Origin of the sequence: Pseudomonas sp. FP2338 (assembly GCF_030687515.1) — a bacterium.
Taxonomy (GTDB): domain Bacteria; phylum Pseudomonadota; class Gammaproteobacteria; order Pseudomonadales; family Pseudomonadaceae; genus Aquipseudomonas; species Aquipseudomonas salomonii.
Window position 1 is genome coordinate 526,344 of record NZ_CP117436.1, and the last position, 24,650, is coordinate 550,993.

General features: G+C 61.0%; 17 protein-coding genes and 2 pseudogenes. 9 read left to right on the plus strand and 10 right to left on the minus strand.

Translation table 11 applies throughout. From position 1 onward, the window contains the following. Positions 1-20: 20 nt before the first annotated feature. Positions 21-317, plus strand: coding sequence for a type II toxin-antitoxin system HigB family toxin (locus PSH96_RS02265; RefSeq protein ID WP_305457193.1), 297 nt, complete (start codon positions 21-23; stop codon positions 315-317). Then, on the plus strand, positions 314-715 hold the full coding sequence (locus PSH96_RS02270) for a type II toxin-antitoxin system HigA family antitoxin (protein WP_219266483.1): 402 nt from the start codon (positions 314-316) through the stop codon (positions 713-715). Before PSH96_RS02265 ends, PSH96_RS02270 begins: the two co-directional genes overlap by 4 nt. A 5-nt stretch (positions 716-720) precedes the next feature. Here PSH96_RS02270 and selO read toward each other — a convergent pair whose 3' ends face one another. The 5 genes and pseudogenes from selO to PSH96_RS29480 all read right to left on the minus strand — a co-directional run. Then, on the minus strand, positions 721-2,184 hold the full coding sequence (gene selO, locus PSH96_RS02275; protein ID WP_305457197.1) for a protein adenylyltransferase SelO: 1,464 nt from the start codon (positions 2,182-2,184) through the stop codon (positions 721-723). A 48-nt stretch (positions 2,185-2,232) separates the two neighbouring features. Further along, the gene (gene mscK / locus PSH96_RS02280) at positions 2,233-5,571 is read right to left on the minus strand and encodes a mechanosensitive channel MscK (RefSeq protein WP_305457199.1); all 3,339 of its coding nucleotides are present in this window, start codon (positions 5,569-5,571) and stop codon (positions 2,233-2,235) included. A gap of 56 nt (positions 5,572-5,627) precedes the next feature. Next, the gene (locus PSH96_RS02285; protein ID WP_058422393.1) at positions 5,628-7,370 is read right to left on the minus strand and encodes a potassium/proton antiporter; all 1,743 of its coding nucleotides are present in this window, start codon (positions 7,368-7,370) and stop codon (positions 5,628-5,630) included. A 229-nt stretch (positions 7,371-7,599) separates the two neighbouring features. After that, positions 7,600-8,472 (minus strand): methyl-accepting chemotaxis protein, encoded by an 873-nt coding sequence (locus tag PSH96_RS29475; RefSeq protein WP_370694346.1) that lies wholly within the window; start codon positions 8,470-8,472, stop codon positions 7,600-7,602. A gap of 30 nt (positions 8,473-8,502) precedes the next feature. Then, positions 8,503-9,279 (minus strand): annotated as a pseudogene (locus PSH96_RS29480) (MCP four helix bundle domain-containing protein); the annotation flags it as partial. 224 nt (positions 9,280-9,503) lie between these two features. Between PSH96_RS29480 and PSH96_RS02295 the strand changes: the two are divergent. Then, complete coding sequence (locus PSH96_RS02295; protein ID WP_017138532.1) at positions 9,504-9,734, plus strand: hypothetical protein; 231 nt, start codon at positions 9,504-9,506, stop codon at positions 9,732-9,734. Then, positions 9,731-10,024, plus strand: a complete 294-nt coding sequence (locus tag PSH96_RS02300) for a cell division protein ZapA (protein ID WP_017138531.1) — start codon at positions 9,731-9,733, stop codon at positions 10,022-10,024. The genes PSH96_RS02295 and PSH96_RS02300 overlap by 4 nt, the downstream gene beginning before the upstream one ends. On the opposite strand, the gene PSH96_RS02305 is transcribed toward PSH96_RS02300, so the two are convergent. Both PSH96_RS02305 and putA read right to left on the minus strand, forming a co-directional pair. After that, positions 10,021-11,823 carry an acyl-CoA dehydrogenase gene (locus PSH96_RS02305; RefSeq protein ID WP_305457204.1) on the minus strand — a complete coding sequence of 601 codons (1,803 nt, stop codon included), beginning with the start codon at positions 11,821-11,823 and terminating at the stop codon, positions 10,021-10,023. The two genes, PSH96_RS02300 and PSH96_RS02305, sit on opposite strands and share 4 nt — an antisense overlap. Positions 11,824-12,033: 210 nt before the next feature. Continuing rightward, positions 12,034-15,987 carry a trifunctional transcriptional regulator/proline dehydrogenase/L-glutamate gamma-semialdehyde dehydrogenase gene (gene putA, locus PSH96_RS02310; RefSeq protein ID WP_305457206.1) on the minus strand — a complete coding sequence of 1,318 codons (3,954 nt, stop codon included), beginning with the start codon at positions 15,985-15,987 and terminating at the stop codon, positions 12,034-12,036. An 81-nt stretch (positions 15,988-16,068) separates the two neighbouring features. Here putA and PSH96_RS02315 point away from each other — a divergent pair, with 81 nt between their 5' ends. Both PSH96_RS02315 and putP read left to right on the plus strand, forming a co-directional pair. Beyond that, the gene (locus tag PSH96_RS02315; protein WP_305457208.1) at positions 16,069-16,386 is read left to right on the plus strand and encodes a hypothetical protein; all 318 of its coding nucleotides are present in this window, start codon (positions 16,069-16,071) and stop codon (positions 16,384-16,386) included. A gap of 61 nt (positions 16,387-16,447) precedes the next feature. After that, on the plus strand, positions 16,448-17,932 hold the full coding sequence (putP, locus tag PSH96_RS02320) for a sodium/proline symporter PutP (RefSeq protein ID WP_056860579.1): 1,485 nt from the start codon (positions 16,448-16,450) through the stop codon (positions 17,930-17,932). A gap of 129 nt (positions 17,933-18,061) precedes the next feature. Here the strand turns inward: putP and PSH96_RS02325 are convergent, their stop codons facing one another. After that, positions 18,062-18,550 (minus strand): DUF2165 family protein, encoded by a 489-nt coding sequence (locus tag PSH96_RS02325; RefSeq protein WP_305457210.1) that lies wholly within the window; start codon positions 18,548-18,550, stop codon positions 18,062-18,064. Between the two features lie 185 nt (positions 18,551-18,735). Here PSH96_RS02325 and PSH96_RS02330 point away from each other — a divergent pair, with 185 nt between their 5' ends. Further along, complete coding sequence (locus tag PSH96_RS02330; RefSeq protein ID WP_305457212.1) at positions 18,736-20,739, plus strand: type VI secretion system tip protein VgrG; 2,004 nt, start codon at positions 18,736-18,738, stop codon at positions 20,737-20,739. Between the two features lie 15 nt (positions 20,740-20,754). Then, the gene (locus tag PSH96_RS02335; RefSeq protein WP_305457214.1) at positions 20,755-21,480 is read left to right on the plus strand and encodes a DUF4123 domain-containing protein; all 726 of its coding nucleotides are present in this window, start codon (positions 20,755-20,757) and stop codon (positions 21,478-21,480) included. Here the strand turns inward: PSH96_RS02335 and PSH96_RS02340 are convergent. Beyond that, positions 21,466-22,743, minus strand: a pseudogene (locus tag PSH96_RS02340) (O-acetylhomoserine aminocarboxypropyltransferase/cysteine synthase family protein). The gene PSH96_RS02335 and the pseudogene PSH96_RS02340 overlap by 15 nt on opposite strands. A 251-nt stretch (positions 22,744-22,994) precedes the next feature. Between PSH96_RS02340 and PSH96_RS02345 the strand changes: the two are divergent. Beyond that, positions 22,995-23,831 carry a 23S rRNA (adenine(2030)-N(6))-methyltransferase RlmJ gene (locus PSH96_RS02345; RefSeq protein WP_017138523.1) on the plus strand — a complete coding sequence of 279 codons (837 nt, stop codon included), beginning with the start codon at positions 22,995-22,997 and terminating at the stop codon, positions 23,829-23,831. Positions 23,832-23,968: 137 nt separating this feature from the next. On the opposite strand, the gene msrA is transcribed toward PSH96_RS02345, so the two are convergent. Continuing rightward, on the minus strand, positions 23,969-24,616 hold the full coding sequence (gene msrA / locus PSH96_RS02350) for a peptide-methionine (S)-S-oxide reductase MsrA (RefSeq protein WP_177023473.1): 648 nt from the start codon (positions 24,614-24,616) through the stop codon (positions 23,969-23,971). Positions 24,617-24,650: the final 34 nt, after the last annotated feature.

Here is a 24,650-nt window from a genome sequence, read left to right on the forward strand (position 1 = left end):
AGATGCGATAAGGATGTTGCATGCGAGTGATCAGCGAGAAAAGGATTTGGGAGGCTAAGGAAAAGTGGCCGCGTTCAGCAACAGCGTTGGACCAGTGGTATCGGCTAATGAGACGAAACACTCCCAAAGACTTCGCGGCGATGAAAGCCACGTTTCTCGCCACGGATAAGGTTGGGGATTTCCACGTATTCGATATCGGAGGCAACAAGCTGAGGTTGATCGCTAGCGTGGAGTATCGGGCGCAGCGCGTTTACATCAAGTATCTGCTTGATCACCGAGATTATGAGAAAGACAAATGGAAGGAAAAGATAAAATGAGCGCGCTTATGCGAGTAGCGGCCGAACACTGGCAGTTTGTTTCACCCGTGATGCGCAAACCAGAAAACGAGTCGGACTACGACGCGCTGGTGTGTGGCTTGGACGAGCTGTTGAGCCTGATCGGTGAAAACGAAGACAGCCCGCTGATGAGCCTGGTGGATATTCTCAGTGACTGGATCGAGGCTTACGACCATGAACACCGTCCAATGCCGGTCGCCAGTGGTGTTGATGTGCTGCGATACATGATGCGCGAACACGGTCTCACCCAGAGTGACCTACCCGGAGTAGGCGCACAATCGGTCGTCTCTGAGGTATTGAGCGGCAAGCGTAAGCTCAACCTGCGGCAAATTCGTTGGTTGGCCGAACGTTTTGGCGTAACGGTCGAAACCTTCATTTAGTGCCGTTATGAAGAACAACTAATCTCCAAATGCTTGCCCCAATCCGGCGGCCGCTGGGCGTATTGCTCCATCCCGGCCTGCTCTTCAAACGGCTTGCTCAGCGCTTCATGCAGGCGGCGCACTTCGCTGTAGTCGCCTGACTCGGCAGCCGCGATGGCGTTCTGCGCCAGATAGTTGCGCAGGATGTACAGCGGGTTAACCGCGTGCATGCGTTCGCGGCGTTGCTCTTGGTTGTCATTGCCGTCGCGTGCGACGCGCGCCTTGTACTGCTCGGCCCAGGCATCAAACCCGGCCAGGTCGACAAAGTCATCGCGCAGGCGCGCCACGGCCAGCGCCGCCGACTCATCACCCAGGCGCCGGAAGAACAGCGTGTAGTCCACGCCGCTGTTCTGCATCAGTTTCAGCAAGCGTTCCACCAGTGGCTGGTCATCGTCTTCGGCGGTGGTGAGCCCCAGGCGGCGACGCATCAGGTCCAGGTAGTGCGCCTGATACAGCGGCAGGTACAGGCCGAGCGCTTCTTTCAACGCGTCGACGCTGATAAACGGCGTGAGCGCCTGGGCCAGCGCGCTGAGGTTCCACTGCCCGATTGGCACCTGATTGCTGAAGGAGTAACGCCCTTCATGGTCCGAATGGTTGCAGATGAAGTGCGCGTCAAAGTCATCCAGAAACGCAAACGGCCCGAAGTCGAAGGTGATGCCGAGGATCGACATGTTGTCGGTGTTCATCACGCCGTGGCAGAAGCCATAGGCCTGCCATTTGGCGATCATTTCGGCATTGCGCTCGACGATTTCGCGGAACATTGCCAGGTACGGTTCGGGCTGCTCGCGGCATTCGGGGTAGTGCAGGTTAAGCACGTGTTCGGCCAGCTCGGCCTGTTGCTCGGGCTTTTTGGTGTAGTAGAAATACTCGAAATGCCCAAAGCGGATATGGCTGTGAGCCAGGCGCAGCACCATGGCGCCACGCTCTTGTTTCTCGCGCCATACCGGCGTGTCGGAGCCGATCACGCACAAGGCGCGGCTGCTGGGAATGCCCAAGGCATGCAGGGCTTCGGAAGCGAGAAACTCACGAATCGAAGAGCGCAACACTGCACGCCCATCGCCCATGCGTGAGTACGGCGTCATCCCGGCGCCTTTGAGATGCAGGTCCCAATGCTCGCCAGCCTGGTTGTACACCTCACCCAGCAACAACCCACGGCCATCGCCCAGTTGTGGGGTATAGCCGCCGAACTGGTGCCCGGAATAGACCATCGCCCGCGGTTCTGCTTCGGCCCACAGTTTGTGCCCGCCAAACAGCTCGGCAAATACCGGCGTTTCGGCCACGGCCGGGTCGAGGTCGAGCAAGGCCATGGCGGCATTGCTCGCCACCACAAGACGCGGCGCGTCGAGAGGCTCCGGCAGAACGTGAGTTGAGAACGCATCGCCCAGGCGTGCGAAGCGGTTGTCGAAGGTCAGTTCGTCGAGGGCTTTCACCGGCCATCTCCAGCAGAATGTCCGAGCATTCTGCTGGGGATAGGGCGTTTAGTCGAGTTTGCTCGGCGGCGGCTCTTGCACGCCGCCGTCGTTGGCGGGTTTGGCCGGCGTGTCGACTTCCACCAGTTTGTATTCCTGGCCGTGAAGGTTCTTGAGGTAGACCTCCATCTGGCGGAACGAGATGTTGATGTGGTGGTTCTTGAACTCGCGGTTGATAAAGCGGTTCACCTCGTCGATCACCGGGTTGCGGTCACCCAGGTCACGCACGTGCATGCGCAGTTCGTGGTCGAGGGTGCTTTCGCCGAAGTTGAGGAAGTACACATGGGGTTCGGGTTCTTTCAGCACCCGTGGGTTTTCACGCGCGGCTTTGAGCAAAAGCTCCTTCACCAGATCCAGATCAGAGCCGTAGTCCACACCGAGTTTCAGCGTGACGCGGGTGATGGTGTCGGTCAGCGACCAGTTGATCAATTGCCCAGTGATAAACGTCTTGTTCGGGACAATGATGTCCTTGCGGTCAAAGTCGGTGATCGTGGTGGCGCGGATGCGGATCTTGCTCACCGTGCCCGACAGGTTGCCGATGGTGATGGTGTCGCCGATGCGCACCGGGCGTTCGAACAGGATCATGATGCCGGAGATAAAGTTGGCGAAGATCTCCTGCATACCAAAGCCCAACCCCACCGACAGCGCCGCCACCAGCCATTGCAACTTGTCCCAGCTCACGCCGAGGGTGGACAAAGTGGAGACGAAACCGACACCGGCGATCACATAGGACAGCAAGGTGGTGGTGGCATAGGCGCTGCCCTGGGCCAGGTCCAGCTTGGACAGCACCAGTACTTCGAGCAAACCGGGCAGGTTGCGCGCCAGGGCGAAGGTGATGCCGACGATGATCGAGGCGCCGAGCAAGTCGCCGATGCTGATCGGCACCATGCTGATATTGGCGCCGGTGCCGCTGGTGTATTCGTAGAGGGTCACGTTGTCCAGGTAGGAGAACACGGTAATCAGGTCTTTCCACACCCAGTACAGCGCGGCGATAAAGCCGCCGAGCAAGGCCAGGCGGATCAGGCGCATGGACTGTTCGTTGACCTGTTCGATGTCCAGGGTCGGTTCTTCGATCACCGCTTCGCCGTCGCCGGCTTCCTTGGCGGCCTGGCGTTTGGCCAGGGCGCGGGCATAGGCCAGGCGCCGCGCAGCTACGCCTAGGCCGCGTACAAAGGTGGCCTCGATGACCAGCCAGAACATCAGCAGGTACAGGGTGTTGATCAGCCGGTCACTGAGTTTGAGCGCCGTGTAGTAGTAGCCAAAGCACACGGCGATAAACAGCGCGACGGGCAGGGCGGTAAACACCAGGCCCACGGCCTTGCGGAACAAGGAGGCTTTTTCGTGGGTCGGGCTGTGCAGCAGCAGGCGGCTCAGCAGCCAGGCCATCAGCGCGTAGCAGGTCAGCACCACGGCGATGCCTAGCACGTCGTCGGCCAGCGCGGCCGGCTGATGTTCGGCGATGGCCACTACGGCTACCAGGGCCAGCACCACCAGCCCGAGCTTGCGGATCCAGCCCTGGAGGAATTCGACCTGGGGCTTTTCCCAGCGGAAATGCAGTTCGGCCACGCCACCCGGCGCGAGAATCCGGTAGGCGGTGTAGAACACCAGCCACGCTTGGGCGATCAGCAGCAAGGCCGCCCCCAAGTTGGCGTTTTGCCCACGGGCGTCGATTTGCAGCGCGTAGCCGCACAATGCCAGCGCCAGGGCCACCGGCAGCGCCAGCAGGATATTCACCAGGATGGCCACCGGCGTGTGCCATTGGCTGTCGCGCTTGAAGTGGCCAATATCGAGGTGGATCTTTTTCAGGCGCGCGTACAGGGCTTTACGCCGCCACAGCAGTGCACCAATCAACAGCAGCAACGGCAAGAACAGCAGCGGGCGCTGGGTCAGGCCGTCATACAGTTCGCTGACGCTCGAAGCCCACGGCAGGGTGGTGACTTGCTTGGTCAGGTGGTCCGGCACGGTTTCCAGCCACTCGGTGTCCAGCGGCTTGTTGCTGGGGATCCAGAACATTTGCTCGTCGAGGGTGGCGCGCAGGTTGGTGGCGGTGCTGAGCAGTTGTTTCTGGTTCAGTTGCAGGGTGATGGATTCGTTCAGCAACGCGCTCAGCTCACGGCTCAGGCGTTCGAGCAGGTCGCTGCGAGTGATCGCCAGTTCCAGCAGGGTGCGGCGCAATTGTGGCGTCACGTCATCCGGCGACTGGTTGGCCAGCAGGTTATCCACGTAGGTGCTGGGCGTGCTGATCAGTTCGCGTTGCTGGTTGACCTCGAACTGGTACAGGCGAATGTTGGCGATGTCGTCCGCCAGGTTGCGGTCGACGGTCAGGCGCGGCAGTGCCTGTTTTTGTTTGTAGAGGATCTTGGAGAGCAGCAGGCTGCCCTTGAGCACGTTGATCTGTTCGTCCAGGGCCGAGTCGCTTTGGGTGACGGTGTCCAGTTGCTGCTTGGTCTGCAGGTTTTTCTGGGTCAGGTCATTGAGGCGGTCAGTGCTTTTGAGCAGGTAGTCGGAGAGCTTGAGGTTGGCCGCGCTTTCGGTCGCGAGCAGGCTGCTGCCGCCGGCCTTTTGCGCTTCGATGGACTGCTGGGTCACGGTCTGCTGGGACTGGGCCAGGCGTTTCTGGTTGATCAGGGTTTGCAGGTCCTGAATCTCTTGCTCCAGGCGCGCGGTCTTTTCCACCACCAGGTCATGCTGGCTGTTGCCCAAATCTTGCAGTTGGCTGTTGCCGGCCAGTTCCTGGCGGCGCAGCGGGATCAGGGCATTAAGGGCCGCAAGTTCGGCATTCAGTTGGTTGCGCTGGTCGCCGCTGAGGGTTTTGCCGTTGTCTTTACCGGCCTTGAGGATCGAATTGATCTGCTGGATGCGTGTCTGGCTGCTGCTGATTTCGGTCTGGGCGCGCTCTGGACGGGTTTGCGCGGCGATGGTCAAGCTGTTGGCTTCGGCCAACTCTTTTTGCAGGTCGCCTTGCTGGGTGCTGCGCTGCACCAGCAATTGCTCAAGTTGCGGCACGGGCAGCGAGGCATAGCGTTGGGCCACGGGGACGGTTTTAGTCGCCTTGAGCCGCACCAGTTCACGCTGGTTGTCGGTGGTCTGGCGCGGGGCGTCTGCCAGCTGGCGCTTGAGGTCGACCAGGCGCTGCTCGTAATCCTGCTTGTTGCCCAGGTACGTCAACGTCTGTTGCAGGATGCTCTGCAACGCCTTCATGTCGGCGTCGGGCAGCTTGCGGTCGGGCAGCTTGTCCAGGCTTTGCTGGATGGCATCGGTGCTGGGCGGGTCAGCGGCGTAGACGTTGCCCACGCAGAGGGTCAGGCCCAGCAGGGCAGTGGCTAAAAAGGTGCGCAGTAGGGTCATGGATACCGGTCGAGCAAGATAAAGAGGCTGGTGGCGTGGCGCCATAGCCCCGCAGTTTAGAGGAAGAGTCCAGGGCCTGGACGACTTCCTTCGGGGAATTTGACGCCGACTTTTCCGATCTTGTTCCCGTCCATGACCGCGACGGTCCAGATTGTGTTGTTCCATTCCACCTGGTCGCCGACGATGGGCGCGCCGCCGACCTTCTGGGTGATGAAGCTGCTGAGCGGCATGTCCGGGTCGATACCGTCGAGCTTGAGCCCGTACAAGGCAGAGACCGCGCCCAGCTGGGCGTCGCCTTCGAGCACGAAATCGCCGAAGAAGCGCAGGTCGAGGCCGCGCTGCGGCGCCTGGCTGAACAGTTTGCCGAGGGCCGGCAGGTTGTGTTCGTGGCCGATCACGCAGAGTAAATCGTCGACTTCCAGCACCGTACTACCCGACGGATGGAGCAGTTGCTGACCACGGAACAGCGCGGCGATGCGCGTGCCTTCGGGCATTTTCAGCTCGCGCAGGGCGGCGCCGATGCACCATTTTTCCGCGCCCAGGCGGTAGACAAACAGCTCCCACTCGCTGGTGACGTGCACTTCCAGGGCTGCGCGGGAGATGGGCGCCGGTTCCGGCGGCACGGTGACCTTCAGCAACTTGGCCACCCACGGCAGGCTGGTGCCCTGCACCAGCAGCGACACCAGCACGATGAAGAACGCCAGGTTGAAGTACAGCTGCGCGTGCGGCAGGCCGGCCATCAACGGGAACACCGCCAGAATGATCGGCACCGCGCCGCGCAAACCGACCCAGGCGATAAAGGCTTTTTCGCGACCGTGGAATGCCTTGAACGGCAGCAGGCCGACCATCACCGACAGTGGCCGCGCAAACAGGATCATCCACAACGCCAGGCCCAGCGCCGGCAGGGCGATGGGCAACAAGTCATGGGGTGTGACCAGCAGGCCCAGCACAAGGAACATGCCAATCTGTGCCAGCCACGCCATGCCGTCGAGCATATGCAAAATGCCATGGCGGCTGCGCACCGGGCGATTGCCGATCACCAGGCCGCACAGGTACACGGCGAGGAAGCCGCTGCCGTGCAGGGCGTTGGTCAGGGCGAACACTACCAGGCCGCCGGCAATCACCAGGATCGGGTACAGGCCGGTGGCCAGGTTGATGCGGTTGACCATTTGCAGCATCAGCCAGCCGCCGCCCAGGCCAACGATGCCGCCGATGCCGAATTCGCGGATCAGGTGAGTCAGCAGGCTCCAGTGCAGGCCGGTCTGGCCGCTGGCAAGCATGTCGATCAGGGTGACGGTGAGGAACACCGCCATCGGGTCGTTGCTGCCGGATTCGATTTCCAGGCTGGCGGTCACCCGTTCGTTCAGGCCCTTGCCACCCAGCAGCGAGAACACGGCAGCGGCGTCTGTGGAGCCGACAATCGCGCCGATCAACAAGCCTTGGATGATGTTGAGGTCGAACAGCCAGGCCGCCGCCATGCCGGTGAGGCCGGTGGTAATCAACACCCCCACTGTGGCCAGCGACAACGCCGGCCAGAGTGCCACGCGAAAACTCGCCACCCGTGTGCGCAAACCGCCGTCGAGCAGGATCACGGCCAATGCGAGGTTGCCCACCAGGTACGCGGTTGGGTAGTTATCGAAGATGATGCCGCCGCCATCGACGCCGGCGACCATGCCCACGGCCAGGATGATCACCAGAATCGGAATCCCTAAGCGCGAGGAAAGAGAACTCACCAGAATGCTCGCACCCACCAGCAACGCGCCGATCAAGAACAGGCTGTTGATGGTCGTCGCATTCAAAGGCAGTACTCCAGAACAGGGAAGACAGGGCGCAAACTGACCATGCAGTCTGCGTGCCAGCGATTCTAACCTGTTGAATTGCTGTGCTGTCAAAAAGCTTTTGTGGGTACCGCTGATCAAATGTGGGAGCTGGCTTGCCTGCGATAGCGGTGTATCAGTCATCAAGGATATTGACTGTTAGATGGCTATCGCAGGCAAGCCAGCTCCCACAAGGGATCACCAGTGCCAGTTAAAGCCTGAAGCGCCCCACCATCCCATTCAGGTCCACTGCCAGGCGCGACAACTCACTGCTCGCCGCACTGGTCTGGCTGGCGCCCGTGGCCGACTGCACCGACAAATCACGAATATTCACCAGATTACGGTCCACTTCCCGTGCCACTTGCGCCTGCTCTTCGGCCGCGCTGGCGATCACCAGGTTGCGTTCGTTGATCTCCACAATCGCAGTGTTGATGGTGTCCAGCGACATGCCCGCGCCTTTGGCGATGTTCAACGTCGACTCCGCACGTTCGGTGCTGTTGCGCATCGAATCCACCGCATGCTCGGTGCCGGCCTGAATGCTGCCGATCATCCGCTCGATCTCGCTGGTCGATTGCTGGGTGCGATGGGCCAGCGCGCGCACTTCATCGGCCACCACGGCAAACCCACGACCGGCTTCACCGGCACGCGCCGCTTCAATTGCGGCGTTCAGGGCCAGCAGGTTGGTCTGGTCGGCCAGGCCGCGAATCACGTCGAGCACTTTGCCGATGTCGCGGGACTCATTGGCCAGGTCGCCAATCAAGGTGGCGGTGGCTTGCACGTCGCCACTCATGCGCTCGATGGCGCTGACGGTTTCCTGCACCAGGTCACGGCCGTCACCGGCAGACGTGGTGGCGTTGCGCGAAGCTTCGGAGGTGCTCACCGCGTTGCGTGCGACTTCTTCAACGGCGCTGGTCATCTCATTGACGGCGGTGGCGGCTTGTTCGATTTCGTTGTTTTGCTGGGTCAGGCCACGAGCACTTTCGTCGGTGACGGCATTCAGTTCTTCTGCCGCAGACGCAAGCTGGGTCGCGGAGCCGGCGATGCGTTGCAGGGTGTCGCGCAGCTTGTCCTGCATCTTGGCCATGGCAGCGAGCAGGCGGCCGGCTTCGTCGTTGCCGTCAACCTTGATCGGGCGCGTGAGGTTGCCTTCGGCGACTTCTTCGGCGGCTTCCAGGGCCTGGGCGATGGGCAGCGTGATGCTGCGGGTCAGCAGCCAGGCGAACAGCAGGGTCAGCGCCGTGGCAATGATCAGCAGGCCCACTACCAGGTCAAAGGCCATGTCGTATTGGTCTTTGGCTTCTTGGTTGGTGGTGTTGGCCATCTGGTTGTTGATGTCCAGCAGGCGCGTCAGCACCGCATTGACTTGCTCGGAATTGCTCAGCAATTCGGTGTTGAGCAAGGTGCGCAGATCATCGATCTGGTTGGCGCGCGACAGGCTCTTCATGCGCTCCTCGATCTGATGGTACTGGCCGAGCAAACGCACGTATTCATCGTAGGCGCTGCGCTCTTCGCGGCTGTCGATGAGTTTTTCGTAAATGCCTTGGGCAGCGCGAATCTGCTGGTTACGCAGTTCGAAGGCTTCCAGGGTCTTTTGCTGCACGTCCGGCTCGCGGTTGGTCAGCAAGCGGTACGACAGCACCCGCAGGCGCAGGGTCAGCTGGGTGAATTCGTCGAGGGCGCGAATGCTCGGCACGCTGGCCTGGGTGATGTCTTCGGTGGCTGCGCGAATTTTGCTCATCTGGTTCAAGGCGAACACACCGAGAAACAACATTAGCGCGCCAATAAACGCAAAGCCAAGGAAGGCCCTCGGAGCGATATTCATATTACGAAGAGACATGCGGGAATCCTGGGGAGAAGCGCGATCCGTGCGGCCATGAGACGAGGTGTGCATTGCTTATCGGCCATGCGACTAAAGTCTTAAGGGGGGCGCGCGCTTTTGTCGCATCTGACGAGGGGTTGGACGGATTCAGGAACCAGATCGGGTAAATGCAGTCACTAAGGCTCGAAAGTGCGGCCCGGCCCTTAAAAATCGGGCTGCGCGCCGGGGATAACCCTGGCATCCGAGGTGAATTTTCTTTATCGTCACCGCCCTTTGAAAAAGCCCGAGAAATCAAAATGTTAGAAGCATCCCTCAGCCAGCTTGAACAGCTGGTCACTGACCTCGTACAACAGAACCAAGACCTGCTCGGCAGCAATGAAGCCCTGAAAGCGGAACTGGCCCGCGCCAAGGACGAAAATGACAGCCTGCAACTGAACCTGATGGAACAGGAAGAAAAGCACGGCGCCACCGCCGCGCGTATCCAGGCGCTGGTTGAGCGTGTGAGCGCAGGGCCTGTCGGCGCATGAATGAAGGGATAAAGGTCGTTTCGATTCTCGGAGAGGATTACTCGATCAAGGCGCCGCAAGGGGAGGATCAAACCCTGATGCACGCCGTGACCATGCTCAAGGCCTCCCTGGCCACCACCAAGAAAAAGTACCCGACCCTGATCGGTGACAAATTATTGGTACTGGCCGCGCTGAACCTGTGCGCCGAGCAGATCGACATGCAAAAGCATCACCAGCAGGAACTCGACCGTTACCAAGAGCAAGTCAGCGCCACGGTCGAAGTGATTTCCAAGGCGATCGGAACGCCTTAGAACCACGCGTCCTGCATGCCCAGGCACGTGTCATCGCGTGCCTCCAGAATCGCCAGTTCATGATGGCAGCTCGGTACTTCCCAGGTCAGGAAGTACCGGGCGGCCTGGAGCTTGCCTTTGTAAAAGGCCACATCGGCCGCATTGCCCTTGGCCAAACCTTCCTCGGCGCGAATCGCCTGTTCCAGCCAGCGCCAGCCAATCACCGTGTGCCCGAACACCTTCAAGTACAGGGCCGAGTTCGCCAGGCTGCTGTTGACCTTGCCGTGGGCGAGATCCGTCAGCAGGCCAATGGTCACGCTTTGCAGGCGGTTGACCAGTTGTTCCAGCGGTTCTCGCAGTGGCGTCAGTGACGGGTATTCCTGAGCCCGAGCGCCGGTTTCGGCGATCAGGCGGATCAGCTGCTTCAAGCCCGCGCCGCCGTTTTGCGCGAGCTTGCGCCCGAGCAAATCCAGGGACTGAATACCGTGGGTGCCTTCGTGTATCGGGTTCAGGCGGTTGTCGCGGTAGTACTGCTCCACCGGGTATTCGCGGGTGTAGCCGTGGCCGCCGAGGATCTGGATTGCCAGTTCGTTGGCCTTGAGGCAGAACTCCGATGGCCAGGATTTGACGATGGGCGTGAGCAGGTCGAGCAGTTCGTGGGCGTGCTTGCGCTCGGCTTCGGTTTCCAGCGTGGTGGTGTCGTCAAACAACCGAGCCGCGTACAGGCCCAGGTCGAAGGCGCCTTCCACATAGGCTTTCTGGGTCAGCAGCATGCGCTTGATATCGGCGTGCTGGATGATCGAAACCGGTGCGGTGCTCGGGTCTTTGCTGTCGGGCAGGCGACCTTGCGGGCGTTCGCGGGCGTATTCCAGGGAATAGAGATAGCCGGCGTAACCCAGCATCACCGCGCCCATGCCCACGCCGATGCGCGCCTCGTTCATCATCTGGAACATGCAGCTCAAGCCCTGATGGGGTTTACCCACCAGGTAGCCGACGCAGTTGCCGTTATCGCCGAAGTTGAGCGCCGTGGACGTGGTGCCGCGCCAGCCCATCTTGTGGAACAGCCCGGCCAGCAGCACGTCATTGCGTGCGCCGAGGCTGCCGTCCTCGTTGACCAGGAATTTGGGCACGATAAACAGCGAAATGCCCTTCACCCCAGGCGGTGCGTCCGGCAGCTTGGCCAGCACCATGTGCACGATGTTTTCCGACAGCGGGTGGTCGCCGCCGGAGATGAAGATCTTGTTGCCCTTGAGCCGATACGTGCCGTCAGCCGCAGGTTCGGCGCGGGTACGAATATCCGACAGCGACGAGCCGGCATGTGGTTCGGTGAGGGCCATGGTGCCGAAAAAACGGCCTTCGATCATCGGCTGCAAGAAACGCTGTTTTTGTTCCTCGGTGCCGAAGCTTTCGATGAGGTTGGCGGCGCCCATGGTCAGGAACGGGTAGGACGTTGAAGCGGCGTTTGCCGACTGAAAGTGCGCGAAACAGGCTTGGGAGAGCAGGGTCGGCAACTGCATGCCACCGGCTTCGAAACTGCGGGCAGCGTTCAGAAAGCCCGCTTCCAGAAAAGCGTCCACGGCGGGTTTGACTTCCGGGATCAGGATCGCCTGGCCCTCTTCGTAGCGCGGTTCGTTTTCGTCGTTTTTGCGGTTGTGTGGCGCGAAGTACTTCTCGGCAATGCTGCGCGCCGTGCTGATGGCGGCATCGAAGGTTTCGCGATTGTGTTCGGCAAACCGCTCGCGCTGGGTCAGGCCCTCGGCATCGAGGACTTCATACAGCTCGAAAGCCAGATTGCGGGAACTGAGCAGCATCTCGGACATGGCGGCTTACCTTTGAAGGGAATCGCCTGAGTCTAAGTGCGCGAATAGAGGCTGGATAGCAAGATTGATTTGCGTGATGGAGGGGCAGAACGCGGGCGGAAGGTTGGATGCGGTCAATGTGGGAGCTGGCTTGCCTGCGATGAGGCAGTGCCAGCTGACATCTAAGTCACTGGCCCACCGCTATCGCAGGCAAGCCAGCTCCCACATGAGTTAACCGATAGTCATCAGGCTCGCATTCCCACCTGCCGCAGCCGTGTTAACGCTCAATGCCCGCTCGATCACCAGGCGCTCCAGCGCAATCGCCGTCTCACCTTGCGACAAACCATGCACCCCAACAATCGCGCCACCGCGCTGCGCCACTTGCTGGCACACAGCGCGCAGTTGGTCGGAATCGCCGTGGTGCACGACCGCGTCGAACACCACCTCATCCTTGGTCCAGTCAGCCACACGCTTGATCTTCGCCTGAACTTCCCGCGGCAAGCGTGGGAACAAGGCTTTGGTCAGGTCAGTTTCCGGCCATACCGCCGAACCGCCCACCGCCAATACCGCCGCCAGTTGCGTCAGCAGGTCGCCTTCCACTTCCGCCAGGCACAACACGTGCTCGCGGGGCAGGATGGCGTAGCTGTTGCGCTCGCCGGTCGGGCCGGCCAGTTGGCGGGTGATACCGCTTTGCGATTGCGCGGCGAACTGGCTGCACAGGGCGCTCAGGTCGCTGAACGTGTTGCTGTCGGCCCAGGTTTTCAGGGCGGTCAGCGGTTGGCTCATGGCGTCGCGCAGGCGCACGTCCGGTGCGGCCAGCTTGTCGCCGCGCACGAAGGATTGCTCGATGGCATCCGTAGGGCGCGTCGACAGCAGGCGGTACAGGTACAGCGGGCCGCCCGCTTTCGGACCCGTGCCCGACAGGCCTTCGCCGCCGAACGGTTGCACACCGACCACGGCACCAACGATGTTGCGGTTCACATAGACGTTACCGGCATTGACGTTGTCGATCACCTTGGCGATGGTCTCGTCGATACGGGTGTGCACGCCCAGGGTCAGGCCGTAGCCGGAGGCATTGATCTGACCGATGAGCTGGTCGATCTCTTTGCGCTTGTAGCGCACCACGTGCAGTACCGGGCCGAAGATTTCGCGTTGCAGTTCGTCGAAGCTTTCCAGTTCGATCAGGGTGGGCATCACGAAGGTGCCGCGCTTGATCTCTTCGCCGTCGGCGATCGCCACCTGGTACACATTGCGGCCTTTGTCGCGCATGGCCTGGATGTGTTTCTCGATGCCGGCCTTGGCTTCGGCGTCGATCACCGGGCCGATATCCACCGACAAGCGCTCCGGGTTGCCCAGGCGGCATTCAGCCATGGCGCCCTTGAGCATTTCGATCACGCGGTCGGCCGAATCTTCCTGCAAGCACAGTACGCGCAGGGCCGAGCAACGCTGGCCGGCGCTGTCGAAGGCCGAGGAAACGACGTCGATCACGACTTGTTCGGTGAGTGCCGAAGAGTCGACGATCATCGCGTTCTGGCCACCGGTTTCGGCGATCAGCGGGATCGGACGGCCCTGGGCATCCAGGCGCCCGGCGACATTGCGTTGCAGCAGGCGCGCCACTTCGGTGGAACCGGTGAACATCACGCCTTTGACGCGATCATCACCGACCAGGCGGGCACCGACGCTTTCACCCTGGCCCGGCAGCAACTGCAGTACGCCTTCCGGGATACCGGCTTCGAGCAGGATGCGCACGGCTTGTGCCGCTACCAGTGGGGTTTGTTCGGCAGGCTTGGCCAGCACCGGGTTACCGGCGGCCAGTGCGGCGGCAACTTGGCCGCTGAAGATTGCCAGCGGGAAGTTCCACGGGCTGATGCAGACCACTGGGCCCAATGGGCGGTGGGCATCGTTGGTGAAATCGTTGCGCGCCTGCACTGCGTAGTAACGCAGGAAGTCCACGGCTTCACGCACTTCGGCGATGGCGTTGGCGAAGGTCTTGCCGGCTTCACGGGCCAGCAGGCCCATCAGCGGCTGGATCTCGCCTTCCATCAGGTCGGCGGCACGTTCCAGGATCGCGGCACGTTCGGCAGGCGGGGTGGCCTGCCAGATCGGCCCGGCGTTGATGGCACACTGGATCGCATTATCGACGTCTTCGACGGTGGCTTCCTGTACATGGCCCACCACATCACGCAGATCGGACGGGTTCAGCACCGGCGCAGCGGCTTCAGTGCTGGAAGCGCAGCCCAGCATCGGCGTGGCTTTCCAGTTGTTATGCGCGGTGGCCAGCAGCGCGCAAGACAGCGACGCCAAGCGATGCTCGTTGGCCAGGTCGATACCGGCCGAGTTGGCGCGGTCGCTGCCATACAGGTCACGCGGCAGCGGGATACGCGGGTGCGGCAGGCCGAAGCCGCCTTCCAGCGTGGCCATCTGCTCGATGTTGGCCACCGGGTCGGCCACCAGCTCCTGAATCGAGATGGTGTGGTCGGCAATGCGGTTGACGAACGAGGTGTTGGCGCCGTTTTCCAGCAGGCGACGTACCAGGTACGCCAGCAATGTTTCGTGGGTGCCGACCGGTGCGTACACGCGGCACGGACGGTTCAGCTTGCCCTCGGAAACCTTGCCTACAACCTGCTCGTACAGCGGTTCGCCCATGCCGTGCAGGCACTGGAATTCGTACTGGCCAGGGTAATAGTTCTGACCGGCGATATGGTAAATGGCGGACAGGGTGTGGGCGTTGTGCGTAGCGAACTGCGGGTAGATGACTTCCGGTACCGACAGCAGTTTGCGTGCGCAGGCAATGTAGGAAACGTCGGTGTACACCTTGCGGGTGTACACCGGGTAGCCTTCCAGGCCTTCGACCTGGGCGCGCTTGATTTCGCTGTCCCAGTACGCGCCTTTTACCAGGCGGATCATCAGGCGATGGCGGCTGCGGCGCGCCAGGTCGATCACGTAGTCGATCACATACGGGCAACGCTTCTGGTACGCCTGGATCACGAAACCGATGCCGTTCCAGCCGGTCAGTTGCGGCTCGAAGCACAGGCGCTCGAGCAGATCCAGCGACAGCTCGAGGCGGTCGGCTTCTTCGGCGTCGATGTTCAGGCCGATGTCGTATTGCTTGGCCAGCAGGGTCAGCGACAGCAGACGCGGGTACAACTCGTCCATCACGCGCTCGTACTGCGCACGGCTGTAACGCGGGTGCAGTGCCGAGAGTTTGATGGAGATGCCCGGGCCTTCATAAATCCCACGGCCGTGGGAGGCTTTGCCGATGGAGTGAATGGCTTGTTCGTACGAGGCCAGGTACTTCTGGGCGTCGTGTTCGGTCAGCGCGGCTTCACCGAGCATGTCGTAGGAATAGCGAAAACCCTTGGCTTCGAACTTGCTCGCGTTGGCCAGGGCTTCGGCAATGGTTTCGCCGGTGACGAATTGCTCGCCCATCAGGCGCATGGCCATGTCGACGCCCTTGCGGATCATCGGCTCGCCGCTCTTGCCGATAATGCGGCTCAGGGACGAGGTCAGGCCCGCTTCGTTATGGGTGGCGACCAGTTTGCCGGTCAGCAGCAAGCCCCAGGTGGCCGCGTTGACGAACAGCGACGGGCTGTTGCCCAGGTGCGGATGCCAGTTGCCGGTGCTGATCTTGTCGCGGATCAGCGCGTCGCGGGTGCCTTTGTCCGGGATGCGCAGCAGCGCTTCGGCCAGGCACATCAGCGCTACGCCTTCCTGGGACGACAGGGAGAATTCTTGCAGCAGGCCTTGAACGATACCGGCACGGCCGCCGGCGCTCTTCTGGTTGCGCAGTTTTTCGGCAATCGAGGCGGCCAGCTTGTTGGTGGCGTCGGCCATCGGCTGCGGCAGGCGCGCCTGCTCGATCAGCATCGGCACCACTTCCGGCTCCGGGCGGCGGTAAGCGGAGGTGATCGAGGCGCGCAGTACCGATTGCGGCAGGATGCTTTCGGCAAACTCCAGGAAGCACTGGTGGGCGTGGTCCGGTTGCACTTCGCCGGCGTCTTCAGCGTCCTTGCTGCCCGAGCCATTGAGCTCGGTCAGGGTTGCACCACCCTCGAGTTTCTCCAGGTAATTGAAAATCGCCTGCTTGATCAGCCAGTGCGGCGTGCGATCAATGGAGGTCGCGGCCGCCTTCAGGCGTTCGCGGGTCGGGTCGTCGAGTTTGACCCCAAGGGTGGTCGTTGCCATCTTTTTATCCTCATGGGTGCCACTACCGAGTGGCATCTGCTGGCGGCAAGATTAGCTTTGCGCATGCAGAGGTGCAACCGGGTGCAACCCAAATTGTTCAGGAATTTTTCGATCGTGATCGGGAAAAATTCCGGCCCTCGACGGAATCCGCTGCGTCTTGGTGCATTTGCTTCTGAGATCGGCTGTTCTTGCTCCGAAAAGGAGCAAAAAACCGGTATTTCCGCGAAAACACACCAAGGTGCAACTTATTCTCAAGAAACTGGTTGCACCTTATTTACTTTGTTGAATAGCATTCGCGCCCAAGGTGCAACCACTCGCAAGGGTCGGTTCATCGGCTGGCGGCTTTCCTGGGGAAACGCCAGTCATAAATGCGCGGCTCGCCGTTTCGTCTACCCGTAACCAATGGGTGGCCGTCTGCCAGACCGCTGCTACATAAAAACAAAGCCAGGGCGTCACTCCTATGAGCGTTAGCAATCCAACCCTGATCACGTTCGTGATCTACATCGCAGCAATGGTGCTGATCGGCTTCATGGCCTATCGCTCCACCAATAACCTTTCTGATTACATCCTCGGCGGTCGCAGCCTCGGTAGCGTGGTCACGGCCTTGTCGGCCGGTGCCTCGGACATGAGCGGCTGGTTGCTGATGGGCTTGCCGGGCGCGATTTACATGTCCGGCCTGTCGGAAAGCTGGATTGCCATCGGCCTGATCGTCGGTGCCTACCTCAACTGGCTGTTCGTGGCCGGTCGCCTGCGGGTGCAGACCGAGCACAACGGGGACGCCCTGACGCTGCCGGATTACTTCTCCAGCCGTTTCGAAGATAAAAGCGGCCTGCTGCGGATTATCTCGGCGGTGGTGATCCTGGTGTTCTTCACCATCTACTGCGCGTCCGGCATCGTGGCGGGCGCCCGTCTGTTTGAAAGCACCTTCGGCATGTCCTACGAGACAGCGCTGTGGGCCGGTGCTGCGGCGACCATCGCCTACACCTTCGTGGGTGGCTTCCTGGCGGTCAGCTGGACCGACACCGTACAAGCCACGCTGATGATCTTTGCGCTGATCCTCACGCCAATCATCGTGTTGCTGGCCACCGGTGGCGTCGACACCACGTTCCTGGCGATCGAAGCCAAGAACCCCGACAACTTCAACATGCTCAAAAACACCAGTTTCATCGGCATCATCTCGCTGATGGGCTGGGGCCTGGGTTACTTCGGCCAGCCGCACATCCTCGCGCGTTTCATGGCGGCGGATTCGGTAAAGTCGATCGCCAAGGCGCGTCGTATCTCCATGACCTGGATGATCCTGTGCCTCGCCGGCACCGTGGCGGTGGGCTTCTTCGGTATTGCTTACTTCTCGGCGCACCCGGAAGTGGCCGGCCCGGTTAACGAGAACCACGAGCGTGTGTTCATCGAACTGGCCAAGCTGCTGTTCAACCCATGGATCGCTGGCGTGCTGCTGTCGGCCATCCTGGCGGCGGTGATGAGCACCCTGAGCTGCCAACTGCTGGTGTGCTCCAGCGCGCTGACCGAAGACTTCTACAAAACCTTCCTGCGCAAAAACGCCTCCCAGGTTGAACTGGTGTGGGTGGGTCGCGCGATGGTGCTGTTGGTGGCCCTGATCGCCATCGCCATGGCCGCCAACCCGGACAACCGCGTACTGGGCCTGGTGAGCTACGCCTGGGCAGGCTTCGGCGCTGCGTTCGGCCCTGTGGTGCTGATCTCGGTGATCTGGAAAGGCATGACGCGTAACGGCGCACTGGCCGGTATCCTGGTCGGCGCGATCACCGTGATCGTGTGGAAGCACTTCAATCTGCTGGGCCTGTACGAAATCATCCCGGGCTTTATCTTCGCCAGCCTGGCGATCTATTTCGTGAGCAAGATGGGCGCACCGACTGCCGGTATGGTCGAGCGCTTTGATGCAGCGGAAAAAGACTACAACCTCAACAAGTAACTCTGGGGCGTTAAGCGCCAATTGAGTTAGAAAAAAGGCCCGCATCCCAAGGATGGCGGGCCTTTTTTTGATCGTTCCCACGCTCCGCGTGGGAACGCCACCCCGCACGCTCCGCGCCCCGCTGTCAGTTCAGTCAGCCTCCGGCTGATTGAGAAAAATCAGCACACCCAGAATCGCCATGTAGAACTTGAATGCCGCTTCCTGGCCATTCCACTGGTGGGACTGCCACATCAGAAACCACTCACCGCCCACCACCATAAAACCAAAGAACCACACCACAAAACCGAGGGTCAGGCCGGCGGTTGTGCCTGCCTTGGCGCGGTTGAAATCGGCGCCGACTGCGTGCCGCGCGCGCCACAGCGACAGCGCGCCACGCGCCAGCAGCACTGCGGTGAGCGCTTCGCCGAGGATGATCAGCACATAGGCCGCGTGCCACATCCACGGCGTCGTGATCGCCCGGTACATGGCGGCGTTGTTCGGGAAGGTGGTGTCCATGCTCAACACATGTTGGACGAAGGCGAAGTTGGAGCCGTAATCCGTGATGTTGTTGAACGCAACCAAGGTGGCGAAGGCGGCGAGGGCCAGGGTCAGGATGATTTTTGCGTAGCGGGTGGCCATGCTTTTTCCAGTGATCCGGTGAGTAGGCACTTTACGCTAGCACGGCTTTGGCGGGCTTTCGAAGCCAGCTGTATGAAGAATCCGGCACCCAGGTTGTAGGAGCTTACTGATTTGCCTGTGGCGCGCTCTGGTGGGTGAAAAGCTGGTGCAGAATCGCTCACCCACTCCTCGCAGAGAAACACCGGATGTTCGCTCCTGCCAACGAAAGCGCGTTTACCCTGGCCCTCGATGGGAAGCCCAGTGATCTAAAAGTCTATGGGTTCTCCGGGAGTGAATTTCTTAGCCTGCCCTTTAGCTTTGATCTTGAACTGGTCAGCGAACAAGCCGATCTTGACCTTGAAAGTCTGATGCACCGTCAGGCTTTCCTGGGGTTTGACGCCGAAGGCCACGGTATTCACGGCCTGGTGCATAAGGTGGGCCAGGGCGATACAGGCAGGCGCCTTACCCGTTACCAGATCACCTTGGTGCCGCAGTTGGCTTATCTGCATCACAGTACGCACCAGCGGATTTTCCAGAAACAGACTGTGCCCCAGATCATTGCGCAGGTGTTGGAGGCCCAGGCGATCCAGGCTGACACCTTCGCGTTCCAACTGAGCGGCAAGTACCCCGAACGTGAGTACTGTGTTCAGTTCGGTGAAACCGACCTTGAGTTCATTCAACGCTTGTGTGACGAGTCGGGCATTCACTACCACTTCCAGCACAGCCCCGAGCGTCACCTGCTGGTGTTCGGCGACGACCAGAGCGTTTTTATCCGGCAGGATCAAACCACCCCTTACTCGCCCGGTACCGGGATGGTTGCCGATACGCCTGCGATCAAGCGCTTTACCCTGGCATTGGAAACCAGCACGACCGGTGTAGATCTGCGCGACTACGATTTCAAGAAGCCGAGACTTCTATTGGAAAGCGCAGCATCCGGCGAGCAAGGCCCCGCCCTGTGTGAGCAACTCTACCCCGGATACTTCACGGATCGCGAGCATGGCAAGTACCAGGCGCAGCGCCGGTTGGAACGTCATCGCAGCGGTTACCGAAAAGCCAGCGGTTTCAGCGACCAACCGGCCTTGGTCACCGGGCAGTTCTTGAAGATGACCGGGCACCCTCGTCAGGAATGGAATGATTTGTGGCTGGTCACCTATGTGTACCATGTGGGGCAGCAGCCTCAAGTATTGGAGGAGTCAGCCCCTGGCGATGAATCGCATCAGGGCTACAACAACGATTTTCATGCAACACCTTGGGACGTGCCGTTTCGAACGCCGCTGATTCTGTCCCGCCCGCAAATATCGGGTTACCAGAACGCAGTGGTCACCGGGCCTGCCGACTCTGAGATCCACTGCGACGAATACGGTCGCGTCAAAGTGCAGATGGCCTGGGATCGCGATGGGGAGCATAACGAGCATTCCAGTTGCTGGCTGCGGGTAGCCAGCGGGTGGGCCCACGACCGTTATGGTGCGGTGCTGATCCCCAGGGTCGGCATGGAGGTGTTGGTAGGTTTCGTGAATGGCGACATAGATATGCCGCTGGTGATGGGCTGCTTGCCCAATGCGGCAAATCCTGTGCCGCTCGACCTGCCGGCAGACAAAACCCGCAGCATCTTTCGCAGCCAAAGCAGCCCAGGTGGCGGCGGCTACAACGAGCTACGTATCGAAGACCGCAAGGGCGCCGAGGAAATCTATCTGCGCGCCCAGCGGGACTGGACCGAACATGTGTTGCATGACCAGCAGGTACAGGTCGATAACCAGCGGCAGGTGAAGGTGGGCGGCGAATCCCACCATGAGCTGCTGGGTGAAGAGCAGCGCATCACTTTTGGCAATCGCCTGACTGAACTCAAGCAGGATGATCATCTGGTCGTCGGTGGCTCGCAGCAGGTGCGGGCCGGGCGGACCATCCAGATTGGCGCCGGGCAAAGCGTGGTCATCGATGCGGGCGCCAGCGTGACAATCCAGGCCGGGGGGCAATCGATCACACTGTCGGCCGCCGGGATTTTCAGCAGTGTGCCGATCCAGGTTGGCGGTGCGCCCGCTGCCGTGCCGATGCCGTTGATGCCGGGTGTCACCGAAAAGTTGTCAGCGGCAGTTGCTGCACCTCTCAGTGGCGTACAGGTTGCCAGCCTCAAGCGCAGTGCGCCGTTTTGCGAAGAGTGTGAGCGCTGCAAGAACGGCCAGTGTGATATCCCCGAACACTCTCACCCTTAAATGGAATTTATCCCGATGTCTCAGCCCATGGTTCCCGGCGCCTGGCTTGCACAGTGGCCGCTACAACCCGAAGAGCAGCTCTACGCGGTGTTGGGCAGCGCCAGCGAAGCCAGGCCGCTGAATGCATGGCAAACCCTGGCGCCGGGGAACTTGCCGCATTCGATATGGGCCGGTACGGCTTACGCCGATTGGGTCGAAGTCATGCCTTATGTGAGCATTGTTGAGCCGGGCAGTGCCTTCCTTGATTGGGTCGCCAGTACCCAGGCAACGGATTGGGGTTGGCTCGCGGTCTCGTCCAGCCCGCCGGAGAAGGTGGCTGCGCACCTGCAAGGGTTGACCAAAGTGTTGTTGCCGGATGAGCAGGCGGTGTTTTTGCGTTTTTGGGATGGCGTTCACTGGCTGCCCATTTTGCAGAAGCTGGGCGACGAGGCCGCACGCATGTTGCCGGTGTTTCAGCGTTACCTGATCAATGGCCAGCCGCTGGCCGTCAGCACCGGCCAGGCCACGGCTGCCAAGGCCAGCCCATGGTGGCAAGTGCCGGCGTCGCTGCTTGAGCACTTGGCCGTGCGCTCGCCGCAGGTGCTGAACGGCAACCTGCTGCAATGGCTCGAAGAACAACGTCCGGACCTCTACACCGCGTTTACGCCTGCGACCTTGCAGCACAAGGTCGCCTACTTTTCGCGCAGGCCCGACGTCAGCCCTCAAGCGCTGGCGGGTTATTTGGCTTCAGAGTTGAGTTGAAGCCAGGGCCTGTTGCAGGTCCTCGATCAGGTCTTCAATCGCCTCAATGCCGACCGACAGGCGAATCATCTCCGGCTTCACGCCGGCCTTGGCCTGTTCCTGCTCGTTCATCTGCCGGTGAGTGGTGGATGCGGGGTGGCAGGCCAGGGATTTGGCATCGCCAATATTCACCAACCGCTTGAAGATTTGCAGCGCATCGTAGAAACGCACGCCCGCGTCATAGCCGCCCTTCAAGCCGAATGACAGGATCGCCGAGGGTTTGCCCTGCATGTATTTCTGCGCCAGGGCGTGGTGCGGGTGGTCCGGCAACCCGGCGTAGCTGACCCATTCCACCTCGGCGTGGCCTTGCAGGAATTGCGCAACCTTCAGCGCGTTTTCGGTATGGCGCTCCATGCGCAAGGCCAGGGTTTCCAGGCCTTGCAGCAACAGAAATGCATTCATCGGCGCCAGCGCAGCCCCGGTGTTGCGCAATGGCACGGTGCGGGCGCGGGCAATGAAGGCGGCGGGGCCGAACTTTTCCGTGTAGACCACGCCGTGGTAGGCCGGCTCCGGTTGGTTGAGGCCGGGGAATTTTTCCGGGTATCGGGTCCAGGGGAAGGTGCCGCTGTCGACGATGACACCGCCCAGGGAGTTGCCATGGCCGCCCACGTATTTGGTGACCGAGTGCACCACGATGTCGGCGCCGAACTGAATCGGCTTGCACAGGATCGGCGTGGCCACGGTGTTATCCACCATCAGTGGTACGCCGCGCGCATGGGCGACATCAGCCAAGGCTTAAATGTCGATGATATTGCCCGCCGGGTTGCCGATGCTTTCGCAGTAGACCAGTTTGGTGTTGTCGTCGATCAGTTCGGCGATGGCCTGGGCAGAGTCGTCGCGGGCGAAGCGCACGTCGACGCCAAAGCTTGGCAGCAGATGAGCGAACAAGGTGTAGGTGCCGCCGTAAAGCTGGGGCGTGGTGACGATATTGTCGCCCGCGCGGGTCAGGGTCTGGATTGCATAGTGGATTGCCGCGCTACCGGCCGATACGGCCAGGGCGGCGATACCGCCTTCAAGGGCGGCAATGCGCTGCTCCAGCACGTCGTTGGTGGGGTTCATGATGCGTGTGTAGATGTTGCCGGGCACGTCCAGGTTGAACAGGTCGGCGCCATGCTGGGCATTATCGAACTCGAAGGCGACGTTCTGGTAGATCGGCACGGCGACGGCCTTGGTGGTCGGGTCCGACTTGAAGCCGTGGTGCAATGCAATGGTGGCGTCTTTCATGATGCGGGTTGACCTCCTTGGATTCCAGAGTTGCCCCCAGGCAATGTGGGAGCTGGCTTGCCTGCGATGCCAGCACCGCTGGTGTACGGGTAATACCGCGGTGATGCCATCGCAGGCAAGCCAGCTCCCACAGCAGCCATAGATTGTTTTCGGCAGTGCGCCTGCCTTTGCGACATAAGCGCCGCCCGACACGCAGCCCTGCACCTTTGCTTGCGTAGAAGGTAAACTTCGCCCCCTGCGCAGGAGCAACCATGAATTATCGTCACGCCTTTCACGCCGGCAACCACGCCGATGTCTTCAAACACCTGACCTTGACCCGCCTCATCGCCCTGATGTCGCGCAAGGAACAGCCGTTCGCCTACCTCGACACCCACGCCGGGATTGGCCTGTACGACTTGCAGGGCGACCAGGCCAACCGCACCGGCGAATACCTGGAAGGCATTGCGCGCCTATGGGGCGAGAGCGACCTGCCGCCACTCACCGCCGACTACATGCGTGTGCTGCACGAGATGAACCCGGACGGCCAGTTGCGCTACTACCCAGGCTCCCCGGAGCTGGCGCGCCGCCTCACGCGGCCCCAGGACCGTGTGTTGCTCAATGAGAAGCACCCGGAAGACGGCGTGCTGCTCAAGGACAACATGAAGGGCGATCGTCGGGTCAAAGTGCACTTGGGCGAAGGCTGGCACGTGCCGCGTGCCTTGCTGCCGGTGCCGGAAAAACGCGCGTTGATGCTGATTGATCCGCCGTTTGAACAGCTCGATGAAATGCAGCGCTGCGCGGCGTCCCTCAAGGAAGCGGTCAGCCGTATGCGCCAGACGGTCGCGGCGATCTGGTACCCGGTGAAAGACCAGCGCATGCTGCGGCGCTTCTACCAGGACCTGGCCGGCACCGGCGCGCCGAAGCTGCTGCGTGTGGAATTGCTGGTGCATCCGCTGGACACGCCCAACACCCTGACCGGCTCGGGCCTGGCGATTGCCAACCCGCCGTGGGGCCTGGAGGAGGAGTTGCGTGAGCTGCTGCCGTGGCTGTCCAAAAAACTTGGCCAGACCCAGGGTGGGTGGCAGATGGATTGGCTCATTGCTGAGTAATTAGCTCTCAAGCCAAACACAAAACCAACTGTGGGAGCGGGCTTGCTCGCGAATGCGGTGTATCAGTCGACATCTCTGTTAACTGACACTGCGCATTCGCGAGCAAGCCCGCTCCCACATTTTTATCGGTGTTGCCTTTAGATAGGGCAGGTCACGCCGGTACCGCCGATCCCGCAATAGCCTTGCGGGTTCTTCGCCAGGTACTGCTGGTGGTACGCCTCGGCGAAATACACCGTCGGGGCTTCTTCAATTTCCGTGGTGATCACACCCAGGCCCGCCTTGGTCAATTCAGCCTGATAGGCATCGGCGCTGGCCTTGGCCGCCTCCAGATGCTCAGGTTTCACCGCGTAGATCACCGAGCGGTACTGGGTGCCGATGTCGTTGCCCTGGCGCATGCCCTGGGTCGGGTTGTGCAATTCCCAGAACATTTTCAGCAGTTCTTCATAGCTGATCTTGTCCTGGTCAAACACAACCAGTACCACTTCGCTGTGGCCGGTCAGGCCCGAGCAGACTTCTTCGTACGTCGGGTTCGGCGTGTAACCGCCGGCGTAACCGACCACGGTGCTGACCACGCCGTCGCGCTGCCAGAACCGTCGTTCGGCACCCCAGAAGCAACCGAGGCCGAAGATCGCAAACTCTACGTTGTCGACAAAGGGGCCGAGCAGCGGGTTGCCGTTGACGAAGTGAGTTTCCGGCAGGTTCATCGGCGTTTCACGGCCAGGCAAAGCTTGTTCTTGAGTCGGCAGCACGTTTTTGTTCACCAGAATTTCCGAGCGCAAGACCATGATCAGTCCTCTCAGTCAGATTGAGTTATGTATT